Source organism: Streptomyces sp. NRRL S-1813, from assembly GCF_000719605.1.
Classification (GTDB): Bacteria; Actinomycetota; Actinomycetes; order Streptomycetales; family Streptomycetaceae; genus Streptomyces; species Streptomyces decoyicus.
Genome location: NZ_JOHB01000009.1, coordinates 1 through 19,442 on the forward strand (window position 1 = coordinate 1; position 19,442 = coordinate 19,442).

General features: G+C 70.4%; 20 protein-coding genes. 14 read left to right on the top strand and 6 right to left on the bottom strand.

Features of this window, described 5'->3' with window-relative positions; genetic code table 11:
* The first annotated feature begins 120 nt into the window (after positions 1 to 120).
* The 8 genes from IF67_RS0115020 (at position 121) to IF67_RS0115055 (ending at position 7,152) form a co-directional block, all read left to right on the top strand.
* Positions 121 to 795, top strand: coding sequence for an HAD family hydrolase (locus tag IF67_RS0115020; protein ID WP_030985873.1), 675 nt, complete (start codon positions 121 to 123; stop codon positions 793 to 795).
* An 84-nt stretch (positions 796 to 879) separates the two neighbouring features.
* Positions 880 to 2,118: an MFS transporter gene (locus IF67_RS0115025; RefSeq protein WP_030985875.1), complete on the top strand. Its 1,239-nt coding sequence runs from the start codon at positions 880 to 882 to the stop codon at positions 2,116 to 2,118.
* A complete protein-coding gene (locus tag IF67_RS0115030; protein WP_030985877.1) occupies positions 2,087 to 3,262 on the top strand; it encodes an acetoin utilization protein AcuC in 1,176 nt (391 codons plus the stop codon). Before IF67_RS0115025 ends, IF67_RS0115030 begins: the two co-directional genes overlap by 32 nt.
* A gap of 264 nt (positions 3,263 to 3,526) precedes the next feature.
* Positions 3,527 to 4,342 (top strand): phosphatase, encoded by an 816-nt coding sequence (locus IF67_RS0115035; RefSeq protein ID WP_030985879.1) that lies wholly within the window; start codon positions 3,527 to 3,529, stop codon positions 4,340 to 4,342.
* 128 nt (positions 4,343 to 4,470) lie between these two features.
* Positions 4,471 to 4,680: a helix-turn-helix domain-containing protein gene (locus tag IF67_RS0115040; RefSeq protein WP_030985880.1), complete on the top strand. Its 210-nt coding sequence runs from the start codon at positions 4,471 to 4,473 to the stop codon at positions 4,678 to 4,680.
* A gap of 119 nt (positions 4,681 to 4,799) precedes the next feature.
* Positions 4,800 to 4,898 (top strand): 30S ribosomal protein bS22, encoded by a 99-nt coding sequence (locus tag IF67_RS41520; RefSeq protein ID WP_003948845.1) that lies wholly within the window; start codon positions 4,800 to 4,802, stop codon positions 4,896 to 4,898.
* A gap of 197 nt (positions 4,899 to 5,095) precedes the next feature.
* Complete coding sequence (locus tag IF67_RS0115050; RefSeq protein ID WP_030985881.1) at positions 5,096 to 6,145, top strand: NAD-dependent epimerase/dehydratase family protein; 1,050 nt, start codon at positions 5,096 to 5,098, stop codon at positions 6,143 to 6,145.
* Positions 6,146 to 6,159: 14 nt separating this feature from the next.
* Positions 6,160 to 7,152 carry a lysophospholipid acyltransferase family protein gene (locus IF67_RS0115055; protein ID WP_030985882.1) on the top strand — a complete coding sequence of 331 codons (993 nt, stop codon included), beginning with the start codon at positions 6,160 to 6,162 and terminating at the stop codon, positions 7,150 to 7,152.
* 43 nt (positions 7,153 to 7,195) lie between these two features.
* Here IF67_RS0115055 and IF67_RS0115060 read toward each other — a convergent pair whose 3' ends face one another.
* The 4 genes from IF67_RS0115060 to IF67_RS0115075 all read right to left on the bottom strand — a co-directional run bounded on the left by IF67_RS0115060 (position 7,196) and on the right by IF67_RS0115075 (position 11,217).
* Positions 7,196 to 8,407: a DUF5667 domain-containing protein gene (locus IF67_RS0115060; protein WP_030985884.1), complete on the bottom strand. Its 1,212-nt coding sequence runs from the start codon at positions 8,405 to 8,407 to the stop codon at positions 7,196 to 7,198.
* A gap of 276 nt (positions 8,408 to 8,683) precedes the next feature.
* Positions 8,684 to 9,469 (bottom strand): ECF subfamily RNA polymerase sigma factor, BldN family, encoded by a 786-nt coding sequence (locus tag IF67_RS0115065; protein ID WP_006604745.1) that lies wholly within the window; start codon positions 9,467 to 9,469, stop codon positions 8,684 to 8,686.
* A 330-nt stretch (positions 9,470 to 9,799) separates the two neighbouring features.
* Positions 9,800 to 10,783: an HAD family hydrolase gene (locus tag IF67_RS0115070; RefSeq protein WP_051818082.1), complete on the bottom strand. Its 984-nt coding sequence runs from the start codon at positions 10,781 to 10,783 to the stop codon at positions 9,800 to 9,802.
* Between the two features lie 155 nt (positions 10,784 to 10,938).
* Complete coding sequence (locus IF67_RS0115075) at positions 10,939 to 11,217, bottom strand: glutaredoxin family protein (RefSeq protein ID WP_030985889.1); 279 nt, start codon at positions 11,215 to 11,217, stop codon at positions 10,939 to 10,941.
* Positions 11,218 to 11,647: 430 nt separating this feature from the next.
* Between IF67_RS0115075 and IF67_RS0115080 the strand changes: the two genes are divergently transcribed.
* The 4 genes from IF67_RS0115080 to IF67_RS0115095 are packed head-to-tail and all read left to right on the top strand — an operon-like array spanning position 11,648 to position 16,456.
* Positions 11,648 to 12,421 (top strand): redox-sensing transcriptional repressor Rex, encoded by a 774-nt coding sequence (locus IF67_RS0115080; protein ID WP_030985891.1) that lies wholly within the window; start codon positions 11,648 to 11,650, stop codon positions 12,419 to 12,421.
* A complete protein-coding gene (locus tag IF67_RS0115085) occupies positions 12,418 to 13,785 on the top strand; it encodes a glutamyl-tRNA reductase (RefSeq protein ID WP_030985893.1) in 1,368 nt (455 codons plus the stop codon). Before IF67_RS0115080 ends, IF67_RS0115085 begins: the two co-directional genes overlap by 4 nt.
* Positions 13,782 to 14,810 (top strand): hydroxymethylbilane synthase, encoded by a 1,029-nt coding sequence (hemC, locus tag IF67_RS0115090; protein ID WP_030985895.1) that lies wholly within the window; start codon positions 13,782 to 13,784, stop codon positions 14,808 to 14,810. The genes IF67_RS0115085 and hemC overlap by 4 nt, the downstream gene beginning before the upstream one ends.
* The gene (locus IF67_RS0115095) at positions 14,807 to 16,456 is read left to right on the top strand and encodes a uroporphyrinogen-III synthase (RefSeq protein WP_030985897.1); all 1,650 of its coding nucleotides are present in this window, start codon (positions 14,807 to 14,809) and stop codon (positions 16,454 to 16,456) included. The genes hemC and IF67_RS0115095 overlap by 4 nt, the downstream gene beginning before the upstream one ends.
* A 51-nt stretch (positions 16,457 to 16,507) precedes the next feature.
* Here the strand turns inward: IF67_RS0115095 and IF67_RS0115100 are convergent, their stop codons facing one another.
* Both IF67_RS0115100 and IF67_RS0115105 read right to left on the bottom strand, forming a co-directional pair.
* The gene (locus tag IF67_RS0115100) at positions 16,508 to 16,717 is read right to left on the bottom strand and encodes a DUF397 domain-containing protein (RefSeq protein WP_030985898.1); all 210 of its coding nucleotides are present in this window, start codon (positions 16,715 to 16,717) and stop codon (positions 16,508 to 16,510) included.
* Entirely contained in the window at positions 16,714 to 17,547 is an 834-nt protein-coding gene (locus tag IF67_RS0115105) for a helix-turn-helix domain-containing protein (RefSeq protein ID WP_030985901.1), read from the bottom strand. Before IF67_RS0115105 ends, IF67_RS0115100 begins: the two co-directional genes overlap by 4 nt.
* A 158-nt stretch (positions 17,548 to 17,705) precedes the next feature.
* Here IF67_RS0115105 and IF67_RS0115110 point away from each other — a divergent pair, with 158 nt between their 5' ends.
* Positions 17,706 to 18,167, top strand: a complete 462-nt coding sequence (locus tag IF67_RS0115110; protein ID WP_078889454.1) for an ATP-binding protein — start codon at positions 17,706 to 17,708, stop codon at positions 18,165 to 18,167.
* Between the two features lie 342 nt (positions 18,168 to 18,509).
* Positions 18,510 to 19,367, top strand: coding sequence for a helix-turn-helix domain-containing protein (locus IF67_RS0115115; protein ID WP_324608880.1), 858 nt, complete (start codon positions 18,510 to 18,512; stop codon positions 19,365 to 19,367).
* The last annotated feature ends 75 nt before the right edge of the window (positions 19,368 to 19,442 follow it).

Here is a 19,442-nt window from a genome sequence, read left to right on the forward strand (position 1 = left end):
GGTACTGCAGGGGGGACCCTGTGGGAGAGTAGGACGCCGCCGAACAATCTTTGTGGGAAGCCCCGCACCTTATGGTGCGGGGCTTTTCTGCGTTCCGGGCCGGTAGCTACGCTCGTGGGCATGCGCTATGACCTGGTTATTTTCGATAACGACGGCGTTCTGGTGGACAGCGAACCGATCTCCAATCGGCTCCTTGCCGCCCACCTCACCGAATTGGGGCATCCGACCACCTATGAGGAGTCGCTGCGCGACTACATGGGCGGCGCGATGCACCGTATTCATGAAGTGGTGCTGGAGCGGTCGGGAAAGCGGCTGCCGGCAACGTTCGACGAGGACTTTCATGCGCGGGTCTTCGAGGAATTCCGCAGGCGGCTGGAGCCCGTGGCGGGTGTGGTCGAGGTGCTGGAGAAGCTGGCCGCGGACGGGGTGCCGTACTGCGTCGGGTCGTCGGGGAGCCATGAGCGCATTCGGGTGGCGTTGACGAAGACGGGGCTGTTCGAGCGGTTCGCCGAGGGGCGGGCCGGGGAGGGTGCCGCGGAGCGGATCTTCTCCTCGCAGGATGTGGGGCGGGGGAAGCCGGCGCCGGATCTCTTTCTGCATGCGGCACGGGAGATGGGTGTCGCGCCCGAGCGGTGTGCGGTGGTCGAGGACAGCCCGCTGGGGGTGCGGGCCGCGGTGGCCGCGGGGATGGACGTCTACGGCTTCACGGCGATGACGCCGGCGGCGAAGCTGACGGAGGCCGGGTCCACCGCGCTGTTCGCCCATATGGCGGAGCTGCCGGCGCTGTTGCAGTAGCGGCCTCGCCGGTCGGACGTGCGTCGGAATTGGCGAAGTGATCCATCTACCCAGTAGTAGTGCGGAGTCCTAGGCTGAGCGGCCATGACGGTCCCTCGGGTACCAGGAGCGCGGTTGCGGCACGGCCGGGTCTCGCTCGCTCTCAGCTTCTTCGTCCAGGGTGCGGTCTTCGCCCTCCTCGTGACCCGAATACCCGCGATCCAGGACCGCTACGGGATATCTGATGCCCTGTTGCCGGCCTTCCTCGCCGCGGTACCCGTCCTTGCGGGGGTGGGCAGCGTCGGCACCGAGCAGCTGGTGAAGCGGGTGCGGCCCAGCTGGGTCCTGCGGTGTGCGCAGCCGGTGGTGTGTCTGGCGCTGCTGGCGGTCGGGGCGGTCGGGTCGATGGCGCAGGTCGCGGTGGCGCTGGCGGTGTTCGGGCTGTCGGTGGGGGCCCTGGATGCCTCGATGAACATGCTCGGGGTGAGCCTCCAGCGGACGTACGGGCGGAGCATCATGCTCGGGTTCCACGCCGCGTACAGCCTGGGCGGGATCGTGGGCGCCTCGCTGGCCTGGGCGGGGGCGCACTGGCAGCTGTCGCTTGCGCTGCTGTACGGGCCGGTGGTGGCGGTTCTGGTGCCGCTGGCGCTGATCGTGGGCCGCTGGTTCGTGGACCGGGACCGGCCGGATGCGGCGGGGGGCCAGGAGGGTGCCGTGGCGGCCGTTGCGCCGCTCGCGATGCGGCTGTTGTTGCCGCTGTGTCTGGTGATGGCGTTCGCGTATATCGGGGACTCGACCGTCTCCAACTGGAGCGCCAAGTATTTGCAGGACGTCCTGGGGAGTTCGGAGCAGCTCGCCACCGTCCCGTACAACGTCTATATGGTCACCACGCTGCTCGGGCGGGCGGTCGGGGATCTGGGGGTGCGGCGTTTCGGGGCGGTCGCGGTGGTGCGGACCGGGACGGTGGTCGCGGCGGGCGGCTTCGCGGTGGTGGCGGCCGCTCCGGGGGCCTGGGCCGGAATGGCGGGGTTCACGCTGCTGGGGCTCGGGCTGTGTGTGATCGTTCCCCAGACGTTCGCGGCGGCGGGGCGGTACGCCTTCGAGCGCCATGGCCCCGGGGCCTCCGACATGGCCGTCGCGCGCCTGAACATTTTCAACTATGTGGGCTTTTTGATCGGCTCTCCGCTGGTCGGCGCGCTCGGTGACGCCTGGAGTTATCGGGGGGCGATGCTGCTGCCGATGGTCCTGGTGCTGGTGACGCTCGTGTATGCCCGCTCGTTCGGGGCGCCGGACGCCCGATACGGTGACGGATATGAGCGGCCGCGCACAGCTGATGTGGGATGAGGCAGTAACGGGCTACGACTTCGGGTCCGGGCATCCGATGGACCCGGTCCGGCTCGCGCTGACCATGCGTTTGGTGGAGGCGTTCGAGCTGGATCGCGGGCCGCTGGAGGTGGTCGCGGCCAAGCCTGCCGGAGATTCCACCCTTCGGCTGGTGCATCGCGAAGACTTCATCAGCGCGGTCCGCAGGGCCTCGGCGGACCCTGCCGCCGCGGACCTCTCGTACGGGCTGGGGACGGCGGACGACCCGGCATTCGTGGGGATGCACGAGGCGTCCGCGCTGATCGCCGGTCAGTCCGTGGGTGCCGCGGAGGCCGTCTGGCGCGGCGATGCGGTGCATGCGGTGAACTTCGCCGGCGGGCTGCACCATGCGATGCCGGGCGGGGCGGCCGGTTTCTGTATCTACAACGACGCGTCGCTGGCGGTCGCCCGGCTGCTGGAGCTGGGTGCCGAGCGGGTCGCGTACGTCGATGTGGATGTGCACCACGGGGACGGGGTGCAGGCGGCGTTCTGGGAGGACCCGCGGGTACTGACCATCTCGCTCCACGAGCATCCGCGGACGCTCTTCCCGCAGACCGGCTGGCCGGAGGAGACCGGTGGCGAGGGCGCGGAGGGCACCGCGGCGAATGTGGCGCTGCCGGCCGGGACCGGGGACGAGGGCTGGCTGCGGGCCTTTCATGCGGTGGTGCCGGAGCTGCTGGGGGCCTTCCGGCCGCAGGTGATCGTGACGCAGCACGGTGCGGACACCCACTTCGAGGATCCGCTGGCGCATCTCGCGGTGAGCCTGGACGCCCAGCGTGCGGTGGCGGAGGCCTGCCACGACCTGGCGCACGAGCACGCGGACGGCCGCTGGGTCGCGCTCGGCGGGGGCGGCTATGCGGTGGTGGACGTGGTGCCGCGCAGCTGGACGCATCTGACCGCGATCGCGGCGGGCCGGCCGATCGACCCGGCTTCCATGGTGCCGGAGGCCTGGCGGCACGAAGTGTTCCGCAGGACGCGGCAGTTGGCGCCGCTGCGGATGACGGACGGGCGGACGCCGCACTGGCGGGACTTCGTCGCCGACGGCTATGACCCGGCCGACCGGCTGGACCAGGCGGTGCTGGCCACCCGCCGGGCAGTGTTCCCGGCGCATGGGCTGCTGCCGTAGCTCCCGTGGGGCAGGAGCCCGCGGCGCCGGCCGGCATGCAGTTGCGGCGCTCCAGGGTGGGCGGCCCCTGGGCGAGGCGCGCCGATCCGCTGCCATACCCGTGTAGTGCCGTCCGCTGTGCCCGTACGGCCGTATCTGCCGCCGTGCCCGTGTAGTACCGTCCGCCGATCCCGTATGGCCGTATCCGTCGCCGCGCTCCCCGAAGGTGTGACTACCCGTCGGTCAGGGCACCCGTAGGCCGACCAACCGGACAGTATGGGCCGCGTGTTGGGTACCGGTGCGCTGCGGGCGCATCTGATCGAGGCGCGGCTCGCGGGGACGATCGCGACCACGCGGGAGAAGAGTCTGGCGCGCTACCGGCTCTTCGCGGCGCGTGATCCCCGTGCGCTGCTGGGGCTGGATCCCGAGCGGGACTGGCCGGTCGGTGAACTACTGCGACTGATGGGGCAGAAGTGTGGGGTTTCGGCCGATCCCACACATACTTCCGGCCTGGATGTCATCGATCCCGACCGCACCATCGCGGCACTGGACCGGTTCGCCGAACGGCTCGGAGAGGCGGCCGGCCGCCGGGCGCCGGTGCTCATCGGCACCGGCCATCCGCACCGGCTGCTGGAGTTCTACGCCGCCCTCGCAGACGCTCTCTCGTCGGCGGGATGCCCCGTTCTCACCCCGGCGTATGGCGCGCGTGTCGACATAGCGACCCGGTTCGGGGTACGTCCCTGCACCCTCGACTACGTACGGGGAGTCGCGCTGATGCGAGAAACCGGCGTGCGGGGCGCGCCCGGGGCGGGGGGCGTGCACACCCATTCGCCGCTCCCGGTACGCACCGCTCTCGCGGCCGTGGGGGACGTAGCCGGGCCCCTGCCGGGGCTGGCGATCGGGGACCACGGCTGGGTCTGCGGGGCAGGTCAGCTGGGCATCGAGGCGATCGGGCTGGCGGACACGGACGACCCGGCGCTGTTCGTCGGCCAGGCGGAGGGGCGGGTGTCCGTGGCGGTGCCGCTCGACGATGCCGTGCCGAGTGCGTGCTACCGGCCGCTGGCGCGCTATGTACTCAATCGCGCGTGTCTGTCCCGATAGGAGGCTGTTCGCTGCTCCTCTTCCCCACTCGCATCACCCGCCCCTAATCTGGGGAGTGAGCGCATAGCGACGAAGAGTCACCGGAGGGGAAGCCGGTGTCCGTCTTATGCGGAAGGTGCAGGTGTGGCATGGCTGGAGACCAGAGGCCTCTGAACGAGGTCGTGTTCCTGACAGTGGCGGAGGTCGCCACGGTGATGCGGGTGTCGAAGATGACCGTGTACCGCTTGGTGCACAGTGGTCATCTGCCCGCGATTCGGGTGGGGAGGTCTTTCCGGGTTCCGGAGCAAGCGGTTCACGACTATCTCCGTGAGTCCTTTGTGGGGGTGGAATCAGCCTGACGGCGCTTCGCCGAACCTCGGATTACGCCGTTCGCCCGTCGCCGGGTAGGCTGGCCCGATGTAGGTAGTGTGGGCTCGGACGCCCCGCACCGAGTGATTCGAAGTGAGCGAGGGTAGTCGTGGGCTCTGTTATCAAGAAGCGGCGCAAGCGGATGGCGAAGAAGAAGCACCGCAAGCTGCTCAAGCGCACCCGTGTTCAGCGTCGTAACAAGAAGTAAGCGACGCTGATCGCGAATTCGCAGCCCTCCATCGCCTTGTGCGATGGGGGGCTGCGGTGCGTTGTGGGCCGTATGGACGGTGGTCGGACGGAAATGTGGCCACGGGCATCCTGCGGTCATCACAGCGCAACACCTACCCGATAGCGTGGCCCGGACAGCTCGGCCACGGCGGTCGCGGCGGGAAGGAAGGGCTGATCTTGGGCAAGGTCGTGCTCGTCACGGGAGTCGCACGGCAGCTGGGCGGCCGGTTCGTCCGCCGCATCCAGCGCGATCCCGACGTCGACCGGGTGATCGGGGTCGACGCCGTGGCACCGGAACACCATCTGGGCGGCGCCGAATTCCTCAAGGCCGATATCCGGCATCCGGCCATTGCCAGGGTCCTGGCCGAGACGGGCGTCGACACCGTCATCCATATGGACATCAACGGCACGCCGTTGGGCAAGCGCGGCGGCCGCGCCTCGGTGAAGGAAACCAATGTCATCGGGACGATGCAGCTGCTCGGCGCCTGCCAGAAGGCCCCGAACGTGCAGCGCCTGGTCATCAAGTCCAGCACCAGCGTCTATGGCTCCGCGCCCCGGGACCCCGCGGTCTTCACCGAGACCACCACGCCGAAGTCGCTGCCCAGTGGCGGCTTCGCCAAGGACGTCGTCGAGGTCGAGGGGTATGTACGCGGCTTCGCCCGGCGCCGGCCCGACGTGGCGGTGTGCGTGCTGCGCTTCGCCAACATCCTCGGGCCGTGTGCGGATTCCCCGCTCGCCGAGTACTTCTCGCTGCCCGTGCTGCCGACCGTCCTCGGCTACGACCCGCGGCTCCAGTTCGTCCACGAGGGCGACGCCATCGAGGTACTGCGGATCGCCGCCGCCGCGCCGCGCCGCGGCACGCTCAACAGCGGCACGTTCAATATCGCCGGCGACGGTGTACTGCTGCTGTCGCAGACCTCCCGGAGGCTGGGGCGGCCCACCGTGCCGCTCCTGCTGCCGACCGTGACCTGGGCCGGTACGGCGCTGCGGTCCATCGGCATCACGGACTTCTCGCCGGAACAGATCCGGCTGCTCACGCACGGCAGGGTCGTGGAAACGACACAGATGCGCGAGACACTGGGGTTCCATCCGAAGTACACGACGGCGGAGACCTTCGCGGAATTCGCCCGAAGCCGCGGACCCGGGCTGCTGCCGCCCGAGTCCGTCGCCCGCACCGTCGACCGGCTCGCCGGCGTGCTGCCCGCACGCAGCGGCCCGACCCAGTGAGGAGTTCACCCACGATGGCGGACGCCAAGGTCATCCCCTTCGGCGAGGAGCCCCGGGCGCGCAGGAAGGCCCGGCGGACCGGGCGCTCGGGGCGCGGTACGGCGCTGGCGCCGGTACCCGAGGCACGGACCGAGCACCCGCCGGCGGCACCCCCGCCGCCGAGCCCTCGCTCCCTGGACGAACGCATCGCGGGCGGGCTGGCCTTTCTGCGCCGGCGGATCACCGGGGACTACGAGGTCGACGACTTCGGGTACGACGAGGAGCTGACCGACCAGGTCCTGATGTCGATGCTGCGGCCCCTCTACGAGAAGTACTTCCGGGTCGAGGTGAAGGGTGTCGAGAACATCCCCTCGGACGGCGGGGCGCTGATCGTCGCCAACCACTCCGGGACGCTTCCGCTGGACGGCCTGATGCTCCAGGTCGGGGTGCACGACAACCATCCGGCGCAGCGTCACCTGCGGCTGCTGGCGGCCGATCTGGTGTTCGTCCTGCCAGTGATAAACGAGCTGGCGCGCAAGGCGGGCCACACCCTCGCCTGTGCGGAGGACGCCCAGCGGCTGCTGGAGCGCGGCGAGATCGTCGGGGTGATGCCGGAGGGCTTCAAGGGCATCGGCAAGCCCTTCGCGGACCGTTACAAGCTCCAGCGGTTCGGACGGGGCGGTTTTGTCTCGACGGCGCTGAAGGCCGGGGCGCCGATCGTGCCGTGCTCGATCGTGGGCGCGGAGGAGATCTACCCGATGATCGGGAACGCCAAGACGCTGGCGCGGGTGCTGGGACTGCCGTATTTCCCGGTCACGCCGACCTTCCCGTGGCTGGGGCCGCTCGGGGCGGTGCCGCTGCCGACGAAGTGGACGATCCAGTTCGGCGAGCCGATCCAGACGGCCGGCTATCCGCCGGAGGCGGCGGACGATCCGATGCTGATGTTCAACCTGACCGATCAGGTACGGGAAACGATTCAGCACACCCTCTACAAGCTGCTCGTGCAGCGGCGCTCGGTGTTCTTCTGAGGGAAGAACCAGAAGAACACCGAGCGCCGGAGGGACCGCTTCGCTACTTCGGGAGATCCTCGCCGTCGATGCCCAGACCGGGAAGCAGCCCCGGGATCAGCGGCGGGAGGGTGACGTCGGGCTGACCACCGGTGTCCCGGCCACCGTGGTGGTGGCCCCGGTCGTGCGGGGACGGGCTGCCCTTGGACGGCGGGTCCAGCAGGCCGCCCGTATTGCCGCCGAGCAGGCCGTCCTCCTGGGACGGTGAGGCCGACGGGCGGGGGGCGTGCGAGCCGCCGGCGTGTTTGCCGGAGGAGGACTTGCTGCCGGACGGCGCCGGGCGCCCGTCGGAGCCGGAGCCGGTGCCCGCGGAGCCGGGCGTGTTGCGGTGGTGGCTACGGCCGTCCCGGGTGGGCGGCAGCAGCGGGCGGAGCGGACCGACCTCTTTGTCTATGGCGTCGAAGACCGAACTGACCTGGTCACGGACGTCCGTGAGCTGCGCGGGGAGCCGGTCGCGCAACTGCGACCAGGTGCTGCGGTGGGACTTGGTGAAGGAGTTCAGCGCCTGGATGGGGCCGAGCGAACCATCACGTTCGTACGCCTGGTGCAGCAGGCGGTGGCCCTCGCCCGCGTCGTGGGTGACGCCGGCGAGCGCCTTGCGGACCTCGCTGAGCGCTTCGTGGTCGAGGTCGGCGACACGGGCGCGCTCCATCAGCCGACGGGCCTCCATCATGCGGATGGCGGCTTGGTCCAGATAGACCAGGCCGCGGTCGGAGTCGTCGTCGGCCATGTTGAGCTTGAGATCCTCCATGCCGCGCTTGAGGCCGTAGAGGGAGTCGCCGGGGAGGGCGTCGGAGCTGGCCGCGGCGACGCCGGTGAAGGCGCCGGCGGCGACGCCGACCGTTAGCCCGCCCGCCGCCAGTCCCTTGGAGAGGCGGGAGCGCGGACGCAGCCTGCCCATCGATTTCGTGGCGCGGTGCGCGCCCCTGTGTTCGCGCTGCTCGGGCACCCTGGCACCGTCGGACGGAGCGCCTTCGGCGAAGGCGGACTCCATCGCGGCGATGAGCTGGGCACGCTGGACAGTCTTGACCTCGGCTGCCATCTCCGGCCTCGGGAGTTTCCCGAGGCCGTCGGCGACCGCCAACATCCGTGCTTCGCCCGGCGCTTGCGCCGGATTGTCGACCTGGTCCTCGGCCGCCGTGCCCTCGAGGACCTGCTCCTCAAAGGCCTGGGCGAAGGCGTTGGCCCGCCGGTGCACCGAGACATTCGCGATCACGGGCGGCACCTCCTCTCGTCATCCCGCTCGACTCCCCGGACTGGCTTTGACTGTCCAGACGGACCGGACGGTTGCAAGCCTTGTCCGCGACCACTCGATCGAGTGAGAGGCGGCGGGCAAGGCATGACCGCATGGAGCCTGCATCCCGCACAACGAGCGGCGCGGCACTCGGGTTACGCACTCACGATGATCTGACCGACCGGGTATGGAAGGTCACGAAGAGTGAGCAGTCGGGGCATGGGGCTGGTGGTCGGCATTTGTGGATAGGGGGTGGGATCAGCGGGCGTCTTCGGGGAGCAGCCGGGCCAGGGTGCGGACGGCGCGGTACTGGAGGGTCTTGATCGCGCCCTCGTTCTTGCCCATGACGCGGGCGGTCTCGGCGACCGAGAGGCCCTGGAGGAAGCGCAGCGTGACGCACTCCTGCTGCTGCGGGTTGAGCTTGCGGACCGCCTCCAGCAGGGCGGCGTTGGAGAGGGATTCGAGGACCGAGTCCTCGGGGCTGCGCTCGACCTCGTTGGCGTCGAGCATCTCTCCGGTGGTGACTTCCAGGCGGAAGCGTGAGGACTTGAAGTGGTCGGCGACGAGGTTGCGGGCGATGGTCACCAGCCAGGCGCCGAAGTCACGGCCCTGCCAGGTGAAGGTGCCGATGCGGCGCAGGGCGCGCAGAAAGGTCTCGCTGGTGAGGTCCTCGGCCGTGGCGCGGCCGCCGACGCGGTAGTAGATGTAGCGGTAGACCGTGTCGGCGTACTGGTCGTAGAGGCGGCCGAAGGCTTCGGCCTCGCCCGCCTGGGCTCGTTCGACGAGGTCCATCATGCGACGACTGTCGCTGTCGGCGGGACGACGGGCGGTGGTCGTGCCGGTGCCGGAGCGGCGGGTTCTGCCGGCGGCCTTTCCGACCGCAGCACTCCCGTCGGCCAGGGCATAGCAGGGTCCGGCGGCGGGGACGGCTGAGGCGAATGCGGGGACGGCGTACGCGGTGGGGACAAAACTGCGCAGGTGGTCGACGAGTGTCGTACGCAGCGTAGCCAGGCCCGAGGCGTCAACCCCGACGTGTGGGTACACGGGACTCCCAGAGGCAGAGCTTCCATCACGTGCAGTGCGGGACCGTTCACTCGTCGTAGGGACGCGTGGGTTCCGGATTGCGTCTGAGGAGAATAACGCTTCGTACAGGCAGCGCTACACCCAGTTGCTCAAATCATCGATTACTTACGGTCCGTGCCGGGTTGGTGGCAGATCAAGTATCGAATACTGAGCAACTTTTGATCGGAAGGGAACGCAATCTGCCTGGTTGGAAGGCGTGTTGTGCTTAACCGGCAGCAACGGGACTGGGGGAGCGGCGGAGGGGGTAGGCAGAGGGGATGGCCCGCCGTGTCGTGAGGCGATCAGGCCTGGTCAGCGGCGTCGGCGCTGGAGCGCGACCGCGGCCGCGGCGCCGCCTGCGAGGGCGCCCACCCCGGCTGCCGCGGGGATGCCGATCTTGGCGGCTTTGCGGCCGGTCCGGTAGTCGCGCAGCCGCCACCCCTGCTCCCGGGCGTGCTTGCGCAGCCGGCTGTCAGGATTGATCGCATAGGGGTGCCCGACGAGCGAGAGCATCGGGATGTCGTTGGCGGAGTCGCTGTAGGCGGCGCAGTGCGAGAGGTCCAGGCCCTCGGCGGACGCCAGGGCGCGGACCGCCTCGGCCTTGGCGGGGCCGTGCAGCGGCTCGCCGACCAGCTTGCCCGTGTAGACGCCGCCGACGGACTCGGCGACGGTGCCCAGCGCGCCGGTCAGGCCGAGCCTGCGGGCGATGATCGTTGCGGTCTCGACGGGGGCCGCGGTCACCAGCCAGACCTTCTGGCCTGCGTCGAGGTGGGCCTGGGCCAGGGCGCGGGTGCCGGGCCAGACCCGCTCGGCCATGTACTCGTCGTAGATCTCCTCGCCGATGGACATCAGCTCGGCGACGCGGTGGCCCTGGACGATGGACAGCGCGCTGTTGCGGACGTCCGCCATGTGCTCGGGGTTCTCCGAGCCGGCCAGCCGGAAATAGATCTGCTGCCAGGCGAAGCGGGCCAGATCGCGCTTGTGGAAGAAGCGCCGCTTGTACAGGCCGCGGCCGAAGTGGAACAGCGCGGCGCCCTGCATGACGGTGTTGTCCAGGTCGAAGAAGGCGGCGGCCGCCGTGTCCCCGACGACCGGGAAATCGGGTTCCGCCGCGGTCTCGGTCTCCTCGGCGGGCGGCGCTTCCTGGGAGGACTTGCGGGCGGCTTCCGCCGCGGCCTCGCCGGCCAGCACACTGCGGGCCGTGGCGGGTCGTCTGCGGCGGGTGAACCAGCCCAGGGAGAAGAGTGCCGCGGGGGCACTCCAGCGGGGGCGGTGAGCGGGCGACGGGCGGGCCATGGCGCTAGCGTAGCCAGTTTGTTCGGTGCAACTGGTTACGGGCGCGTGTCAGGAAGGCCTGCGGCGGCGGACAGTTGCGTTACGGCCATCCGCGGCGCGGTCCGCAGCGCCGTCCGCGAGGGCGTCCCCCGCGGGCCCCGCGGGAGGGGTGCGGCTCAGGCGCCCAGGGCCGTACGCAGGCGTTTCGGGTCGACTCGCCAGAAGTCGTGCTGGGCGCCGTCGACGAGGATGACCGGAATCTGCTCCCAGTACTTGCGGTGCAGCTCGGCGTCCTCGGTGATGTCTTTCTTCTCCCAGGACGCGCCGGTCTCCGCGCAGATTTTCTCGATCACGGCCTGGGCGTCGTCGCAGAGGTGGCAGCCCGGCTTGCCGACGAGGGTGACCATCCGGTCGGCGGGGTTCTTGCGGGGGCTGCGGCTGAACAAAGGGGCCATGGGGCCATTGTGCCGGGCCGGGGCGGCGGGAGGGCATGCCGTGGCGGCCGGGACGGGCCGTGACGCCGGGAGGGTGTGCCGTACGGCCGGGCCGGGCCGCACTGCCGGGCCGGTCGTCGCGGCGCGCCCGCGGCTGTCCGGGTCGATTACCATCGGTGGGCGATTTGTAGGTTTCCGGGGGTATAGCGGTGAGGAGTGAGGGCCCGTGCTCCCGTGGGTGCTGCCGTGTTTCGCGGGCGGCGCGAGTGAACGGTGTGATGTGGGAGTTGGTTCCGCGGCGGCTTGTAATCGCCGCGTGACCCCGGTCACTTTGGGCGGACAAACCGGACACCATCTTTGTGCACGCGTTCACAAAGACATAGCCTGCACAAGACAGGGCGGTCGGGTTTCATGCGGTCGCCCGAAGCCCCGCTCTACCCGCAGGAGCACCGTGGCAACTGGCCGAACTCACCGACCGGCGACCCGCAGCCGAGGCATTCCCGAGGCCACGGTCGCCCGGCTTCCGCTGTATCTGCGTGCACTGACCGCGCTCTCCGAGCGTTCGGTCCCCACGGTCTCCTCCGAGGAACTCGCAGCCGCGGCCGGGGTCAACTCCGCCAAGCTGCGCAAGGACTTCTCCTACCTCGGCTCCTACGGGACCCGCGGGGTCGGCTACGACGTGGAGTACCTCGTCTACCAGATCTCGCGTGAGCTGGGGCTGACGCAGGACTGGCCGGTTGTCATCGTCGGTATCGGTAATCTCGGCGCCGCGCTCGCCAACTACGGCGGCTTCGCCTCCCGTGGCTTCCGCGTCGCCGCGCTGATCGACGCGGACCCGGCCATGGCCGGCAAGCCCGTCGCGGGCATCGGCGTCCAGCACACCGACGAGCTGGAGCACATCATCGAGAGCGACGGCGTCTCGATCGGCGTCATCGCCACGCCGGCCGGGGCCGCCCAGCAGGTCTGCGACCGGCTGGTCGCCGCCGGTGTCACCTCGATCCTCAACTTTGCGCCGACCGTGCTGACCGTCCCCGACGGGGTGGACGTCCGCAAGGTCGACCTGTCGATAGAACTCCAGATCCTCGCCTTCCACGAGCAGCGCAAGGCGGGCGAGGAGGGCGGGCCCGACAGCGGCGCACCGGCCCCGGCCGCCCGTGCTGCCGCCGCCGCGGCGGGCGACCGTAAGGGACCTGACGGGGACATGCCCGCCGTGATGCCGGCATGACCCTCCTGGTCGTCGGACTGAGCCATCGCAGCGCGCCGGTGAGCGTGCTGGAGCGGGCCGCGCTCGCCCCCGAGGCGCGCGGCAAGCTGCTTCAGGACGCGGTGTCGGCCGAACCGGTCACCGAGTCCGCGGTGCTCTCCACCTGCAACCGCATCGAGCTCTACGCCGACGTGGACAAGTTCCACGCCGGTGTCGCCGAGCTCTCCACCCTCCTGGCCCGCCACAGCGGCGCCGGCCTGGAGGAGCTCACCCCTTATCTCTACGTCCACTACGAGGACCGCGCGGTCCACCACCTCTTCTCGGTGGCCTGCGGCCTGGACTCGATGGTCGTCGGCGAGGGCCAGATCCTCGGGCAGATCAAGGACGCGCTGGCCGTCGCCCAGGAACTGCACACCGCGGGACGGCTGCTGAACGACCTGTTCCAGCAGGCCCTGCGGGTCGGCAAGCGCGCCCACAGCGAGACCGGCATCGACAAGGCCGGCCAGTCGCTGGTCACCTTCGGGCTGGAGCAGCTCGCGGACGGCCGGGACGTCGAGACCTGGGCACACGGCAAGCGGGCGCTGGTCATCGGCGCCGGATCGATGTCGTCGCTGGCCGCCACCACCCTCGTACGGGCCGGTATCGGTGAACTGATCGTCGCCAACCGCACCGTCGAGCGTGCCGACCGGCTCGTCCAGATCCTCACCGAGGCGGGCAGCCCCGGAGCCGCGAAAGCGCTGACCGCCCGTGCGGCCGCCATGACCTCCGTCCCGGACGAGCTGGCGCTCGCCGACATCGTGGTCTCCTGTACCGGCGCCACCGGCCTGGTCCTGGCCGGTGAGATGGTCGCCGCCGCACGCGAGGGGAACACGGCGCCGCTGGCGCTGCTGGACCTCGCGATGCCGCGGGACATAGATGCCGCGGTGCACCGGGTCGAGGGCGCGCATCTCGTCGACATCGAGTCGCTGGCCGACGCGTCCGCGGACGCGCCGATGGCGGCCGACGTGGACAAGGTGCGCGGCATCGTCTCCGATGAGGTCGCCGCGTTCGGCGCGGCCCAGCGGGCCGCGCACATCACCCCCACCGTGGTCGCCCTGCGCACCATGGCAGCGGATGTCGTCGCCGGTGAGATCACCCGGCTCGACGGCCGCCTTCCCGACCTGGACGACAAGCAGCGCGCGGAGATCACCCAGACCGTGCGCCGCGTCGTCGACAAGCTCCTGCACGCGCCCACCGTCCGGGTCAAGCAGCTCGCCAGCGAGCCCGGCGGAGCCGGGTATGCGGACGCCCTGCGGGAACTCTTCGATCTCGACCCCCAGACGGTCGCCGCCGTCAGCCGGGCCGACACGCGCGCCGACAGGCACGATGTACGGGAGCGGGCATGACCGACAGCACTACGAGAGCACTGCGGCTGGGCACGCGGCGCAGCAAGCTCGCCATGGCCCAGTCCGGACAGGTCGCCGAGGCGGTACGCGAGCTGACGGGCCGTCCCGTCGAGCTGGTGGAGATCACCACCTACGGCGACACCTCCCGGGAGCACCTCGCGCAGATCGGCGGCAGCGGCGTCTTCGTCTCCGCGCTGCGCGACGCGTTGCTCGCCGGGGAGATCGACTTCGCCGTCCACTCCCTCAAGGACCTGCCCACCGCGCAGCCCGAGACCCTCACCCTGGCCGCGATTCCCGTACGGGAAGACCCCCGTGACGCGCTGATCGCCAGGGACGGGCTGACGTTCGAGCAGCTGACCGCCGACGAGGACCGGGTGGCCCGTATCGGCACCGGCTCGCCCCGGCGGATGGCGCAGCTCAACGCCTGGGCCAGGTCGCTGGGCCGGCGTGTGGAGACCGTGCCGATACGCGGGAACATCGACACCCGCATCGGTTTCGTCGAGAAGGGTGAACTGGACGCGGTCGTACTGGCCGCCGCCGGGCTCACCCGTATCGGCCGGATCGACGAGGCGACACAGCTGCTGTCGCCCGACGTGATTTTGCCCGCCCCCGGCCAGGGGGCACTGGCGATCGAGTGCGCTGCGGTCAACGTGGATCTCATCGCCCGGCTCGCCGAGCTCGACGACCCGGACACCCGGGCCGCCGTGACCGCCGAGCGTTCCCTGCTCGCCGCCCTGGAGGCCGGCTGTTCCGCACCCGTCGGAGCACTGGCCGACCTTTCCCCAACCTCTCGACTTCGCTCGAGCAGGGGAGGCCCCAAGGCTGATGAGCAGGCTGTCACCGAATTGCATCTGCGTGGTGTCGTCGGCACGACCGACGGCAGCACGCTGGTGCAACTGTCCACCACCGGGCACGTACCCGCCTCTCCCGACGACGTGTCGACCCCGCTGAACATGGGTCATGAACTCGCCGCCGAGATGCTCGCCAAGGGTGCGGCCGGTCTTATGGGGGAGCGAGCACTTTGAACCCCACCGCCCCAAACCACTCCGCCTCCGGTCAGGTCACCTTCCTGGGTGCCGGGCCGGGAGACCCGGGTCTGCTGACGCTGCGTGCCGTGGAGGCGCTGGCCTCCGCGGACGTACTCATCGCCGACCCGCAGGTGCTGGACGTCGTGCGCGTGCATGCCCGCGCACAAGTGGACACACCACTCCAGGCATCAGCTGACGAGGCGTCAATCCCCGCCGACATCCCTACCCTTAGGGACACAGCCAATCTTGTCATGGCGGCCGCCCGTGCGGGCAAGCGGGTCGTACGTGCCGTCACCGGAGACCCCGGACTCGACGGTTATGTCGCCGAGGAGATGCTGGCGTGCGCCGCCGAGGGCATCGTCTTCGAGGTGGTGCCCGGCATCGCCGCGGCCGTCGGCGTGCCCGCGTACGCCGGTGTCCCGCTACGCGACGCCCAGGGCACCGACGTGCGCTTCATCGACGCCCGCAGCGCCGACGCGCGCTGTTGGTCCGAGGTGGGTGCCAGTGACGCCACCGCCGTCGTCTCCACCACTCTCGACTCGGTGGCCGCGGCCGCCGGTGAGCTGGTGTCCGGGGGCCGCAAGCCCGACACCCCGCTGACCGTCACCGTCGCCGGCACCACCACCCGCCAGCGCACCTGGACCGCCACCCTCGGGTCGGTCGCCCAGGTGCTCAAGGCCGCCAAGGTGCTGCCCTCGGCGGACGGCGGCCAGCCGGTCATAGCCGTGGTCGGTGAGCGCAGTGCGGCGGCCCAGCGCGACCGCCTGTCGTGGTTCGAGTCCAAGCCGCTCTTCGGCTGGCGGGTGCTCGTGCCGCGGACGAAGGAGCAGGCCGCTTCGCTCTCCGACCAGCTCGTTTCGTACGGCGCGGTGCCGCACGAGGTCCCGACGATCGCCGTCGAGCCGCCGCGCACCCCGCAGCAGATGGAGCGCGCGGTCAAGGGTCTGGTCACCGGCCGCTACGAGTGGATCGCCTTCACCTCGGTCAACGCCGTCAAGGCGGTCCGGGAGAAGTTCGAGGAGTACGGCCTGGACGCCCGCGCCTTCGCCGGGATCAAGGTCGCCGCGGTCGGCGAACAGACCGCCAAGGCGCTGGTCGCCTTCGGTGTGAAGCCCGACCTGGTGCCGAGCGGCGAGCAGTCGGCCGCCGGTCTCCTGGAGGACTGGCCGCCCTACGACGCGGTCTTCGACCCGATCGACCGCGTCTTCCTGCCGCGCGCCGACATCGCCACCGAGACCCTGGTCGCCGGGCTGATCGAGCTGGGCTGGGAGGTCGACGACGTCACCGCCTACCGGACGGTGCGCGCCTCGCCGCCGCCGGCCGAGACCCGGGAAGCGATCAAGGGCGGCGGTTTTGACGCCGTGCTCTTCACGTCCTCGTCGACCGTGCGGAACCTGGTCGGTATCGCGGGCAAGCCGCACAACGTGACGGTCATTGCCTGTATCGGCCCGGCCACCGCCAAGACGGCCGAGGAGCACGGGCTGCGGGTGGACGTCATGTCGCCCGAGCCGTCGGTGCACAAGCTGGCCGAGGCGCTCGCGGACTTCGGCGCGGCGCGGCGCGATGCCGCGATCGAGGCCGGGGACCCGGTCACCCGGCCCAGCGAGCGGCGGCCCGGGTCGCGCAGACGCGCTCGTAGCTGAGCGGTAGCAGGATTGCTTTGAAGGGCGCCTCTTTTGGGGCGCCCTTCTGCGTTACTGCCGTTCGGTGGCGTACGGCAGGAAGTCGGCCCAGGTGGTGGGGGTGAAGGTGAGGCGGGGGCCGTCGGGGTTCTTGGAGTCGCGGATGAGGATGGTGCCGGGGGTGGTGGCGACCTCAACGCACTGGGCTCCCTCGTCGGTGCTGTAGCTGCTCTTCGCCCAGTTCGGTTCGCGCTCGGTTCCGGAGGAAGGCTTGAGGGTCATGTCTCTTCCCGCGCTTTCTCGATAAAGGCCAGTGACTCACGTGGTGTGAGAGCTTGCGCCCGGATGTTGCCATAACGCATGTCGAGCATCTGTACCTGTGGGGGGTCGGAGATCACCCGGCTGAGGTGCTGGACCTCGGCGAGTGCCACCGTATCGCCGTTCTTCAGCCGGAGCAGGCTGAATGAACCGCTGAGGCCTGGGTTCACTTCCTGTCCCAGCGGGAGCACTTGGAGGTCCACGTTCCGGAACTGGCCTACTTCCAGCAACCGTTCGAGCTGCCTGCGCAGCACCACTCTGCCCCCGATGGGGCGGCGCAGCGTCGACTCGCACTGAACAAAGCTGAAGATGGGCGGAGTCGCTGAGCTGTCCAGGATCTCCTGGCGGGCCATGCGGGCCGCCACCCGCTTCTCGATTTCGCGTGGCGGGAAGAGCGGGCGGCGGTTGCCGATGAGTGCCTGTGCGTACTCCTCAGTCTGTAGCAGGCCGTTGAGGACGGAATTTTCGTAGTGGCACAGCTCAACCGCCGCTGCCTCCAGCTTCTTCAGGTCCCGTACCTTCTTCGGGTAGCGGACGAGTGCCACGTCCTCCTTCAACGCAGCGAGCCGGCCACCGGCTCCCAGCACGTCGTCCGCTTGGTCCAGGTACTCCGGCCGGGGAACCCGGCGTCCGCGCTCCACAGAGGACACCGACTCCTCGCCGTACCCGATCGCCGTCCCGAACTCGGCCTGGGTGAGCCCGGCCGACTCGCGCCACAGCTTGAGCTGCCGCCCGACGATTTTCATCACGGCCCCGGCTTCCTCGTCCTCCGGACCCGTGTCCCATTCGCTCATGTCCGCCGTCCCTCCGCCACGGTGACCCTGTTCAACGCCCATCGTCCGGGACCGCTACGCCGCACGGCCCGGACAAGAGCCGTACCGCCCCGGACAGTTGCCGCCTGCCCGGTCTCCGGCCCTTCTCAGGCTAGATACGCGCGACCACGCTGTGTGACGTGAATCAGCGAATCGCCCGAATCAGCAGTTCCGTTACCGGTCTCGCGGCGGACCCCGCCCCGGTGCTCCGGTTCTCCGTACCGCTCTCCGCCACCTGCCGTGGAGCCCGGCTGGCGCGGCTACTGGCCACCGAGCAACTGCGCTCGTGGGGGCTGCCGTTCGACCCGGCGAGGTTGATCGTTGCCGAGCTGGCGGCGAACGCCGTGCTGCACGGGCGGGTCCCCGGGCGGAGCTTCCGCCTGGTCCTCGCCGTCACGCGGCCCGGCACGCTCCGTATCGAAGTGACCGACACTCGCGGTGACCGGCTGCCCGTCCGTACGCCGGGCGTCGGTGGTCCCCTGGCCGAGTCCGGGCACGGCCTGCTGCTCGTCGCTGAGTCGGCGGACCGCTGGGGTGTCGAGGAGGGGCCGATGCTGTGCAAGACCGTATGGGCGGAGATCGACCTCGATGGCGGTTGCTGAACACCGGCCGGCGCCCGGAAACGCGGGACCCGGTGGGCCGGGCGGCGGTGTGGCGGGCGGTCAAGAGCAAAGAACCCCTGGAGAGAACCCTCCAAACCCACCAAACCCCGCGTACGTCACTCGTGGGGGTGAATCGGCTCAACTCGGCTGGCGTGCGGGCGACTTGGTGGGCAGGCTCGGGCCTGACCACCGCAGACATGTGACGGCCCCCGCCGGGACGGCAATCCCAGTGCGAGGGCCTGACCACCAGAGGAAGAGCAGACCTTCCCGATGGCTGAGCTGAAGCCTAGCGGCGCCGTGCGCCCGTATACCCGTGTTCGTCGAAGTGCCACCCATAGCGGGGTGATCCATATCCGGCAGTACCAGCCGGACCGGTACACGATCATCGGCAATCACCTCGCCCAGCACCGCGAACTCTCGCTGACCGCGATCGGGGTGGGCACCCACATCCTGTCGCTGCCCGAGGGTGCCTCCGTCGATATCCGCACCCTCACCGCCCGCTTTCCCGAGGGGCGCGACCGGATCGCCTTCGCGCTGCGGGAACTGGAGGCCCACGGGTATGTCGAGCGGGTGCGGGAGCGCACGTCCGACGGCCGAGTGATCACCCGTACTTACGCCCACAATGCTCCGGGTGCCCATGCGGAGGCCCCCGCCGCCGAGGCCCCGGAGACGGGGGGCGAGGCTCCGCCACCGTCCGTCCCGGCCGCGCCATCAGTCCCGGCCGGGCCACCCGCCCCAGCCGCGCCGCAGGCACCGGACCCCGCCGCGGAAGCGCCCGCCAGTGAGCACCACGCCGCTGCCGTCGCCCTGCTCGCGGCGCTGCGCCGTACCGACGACCGGCTCACGCTCTCCCAGCGGGACGTACGCCGCCTCGCCGCCGCCGTCGCCGCGTGGTTCGAGAACGGTGCGACCGTCGCGGCCGTGCACCGGACCCTGACCGCGGACCTCCCGTGCGACCTGAAGAACCCGGCCGGGCTGCTCGCCCACCGTCTGCGGGAGCTGTTGCCGCCGCAGCTTCCGGCGGGCCGCGAAGGCCCGCCGGGACTCGGTGCGGACGACCGTCACCGGCCCCCGCCGGATCCGTTCCAGACCTGCGACGGCTGCGAGCGCGCGTTCCGTGCCCGGCGGCCGGGGCGCTGCCGGGACTGCCGCGGCGAGCCGGCGCCGGGTGTTCTCGCTGGTCCCGCTTTCGCGGCCTGAGCGGGCGGCAATTGCGGCCGCGACTGCCGACGACACGTCGGCAAAGGCAGGGGCAAAGCGGGCGTAGCGTGGGCG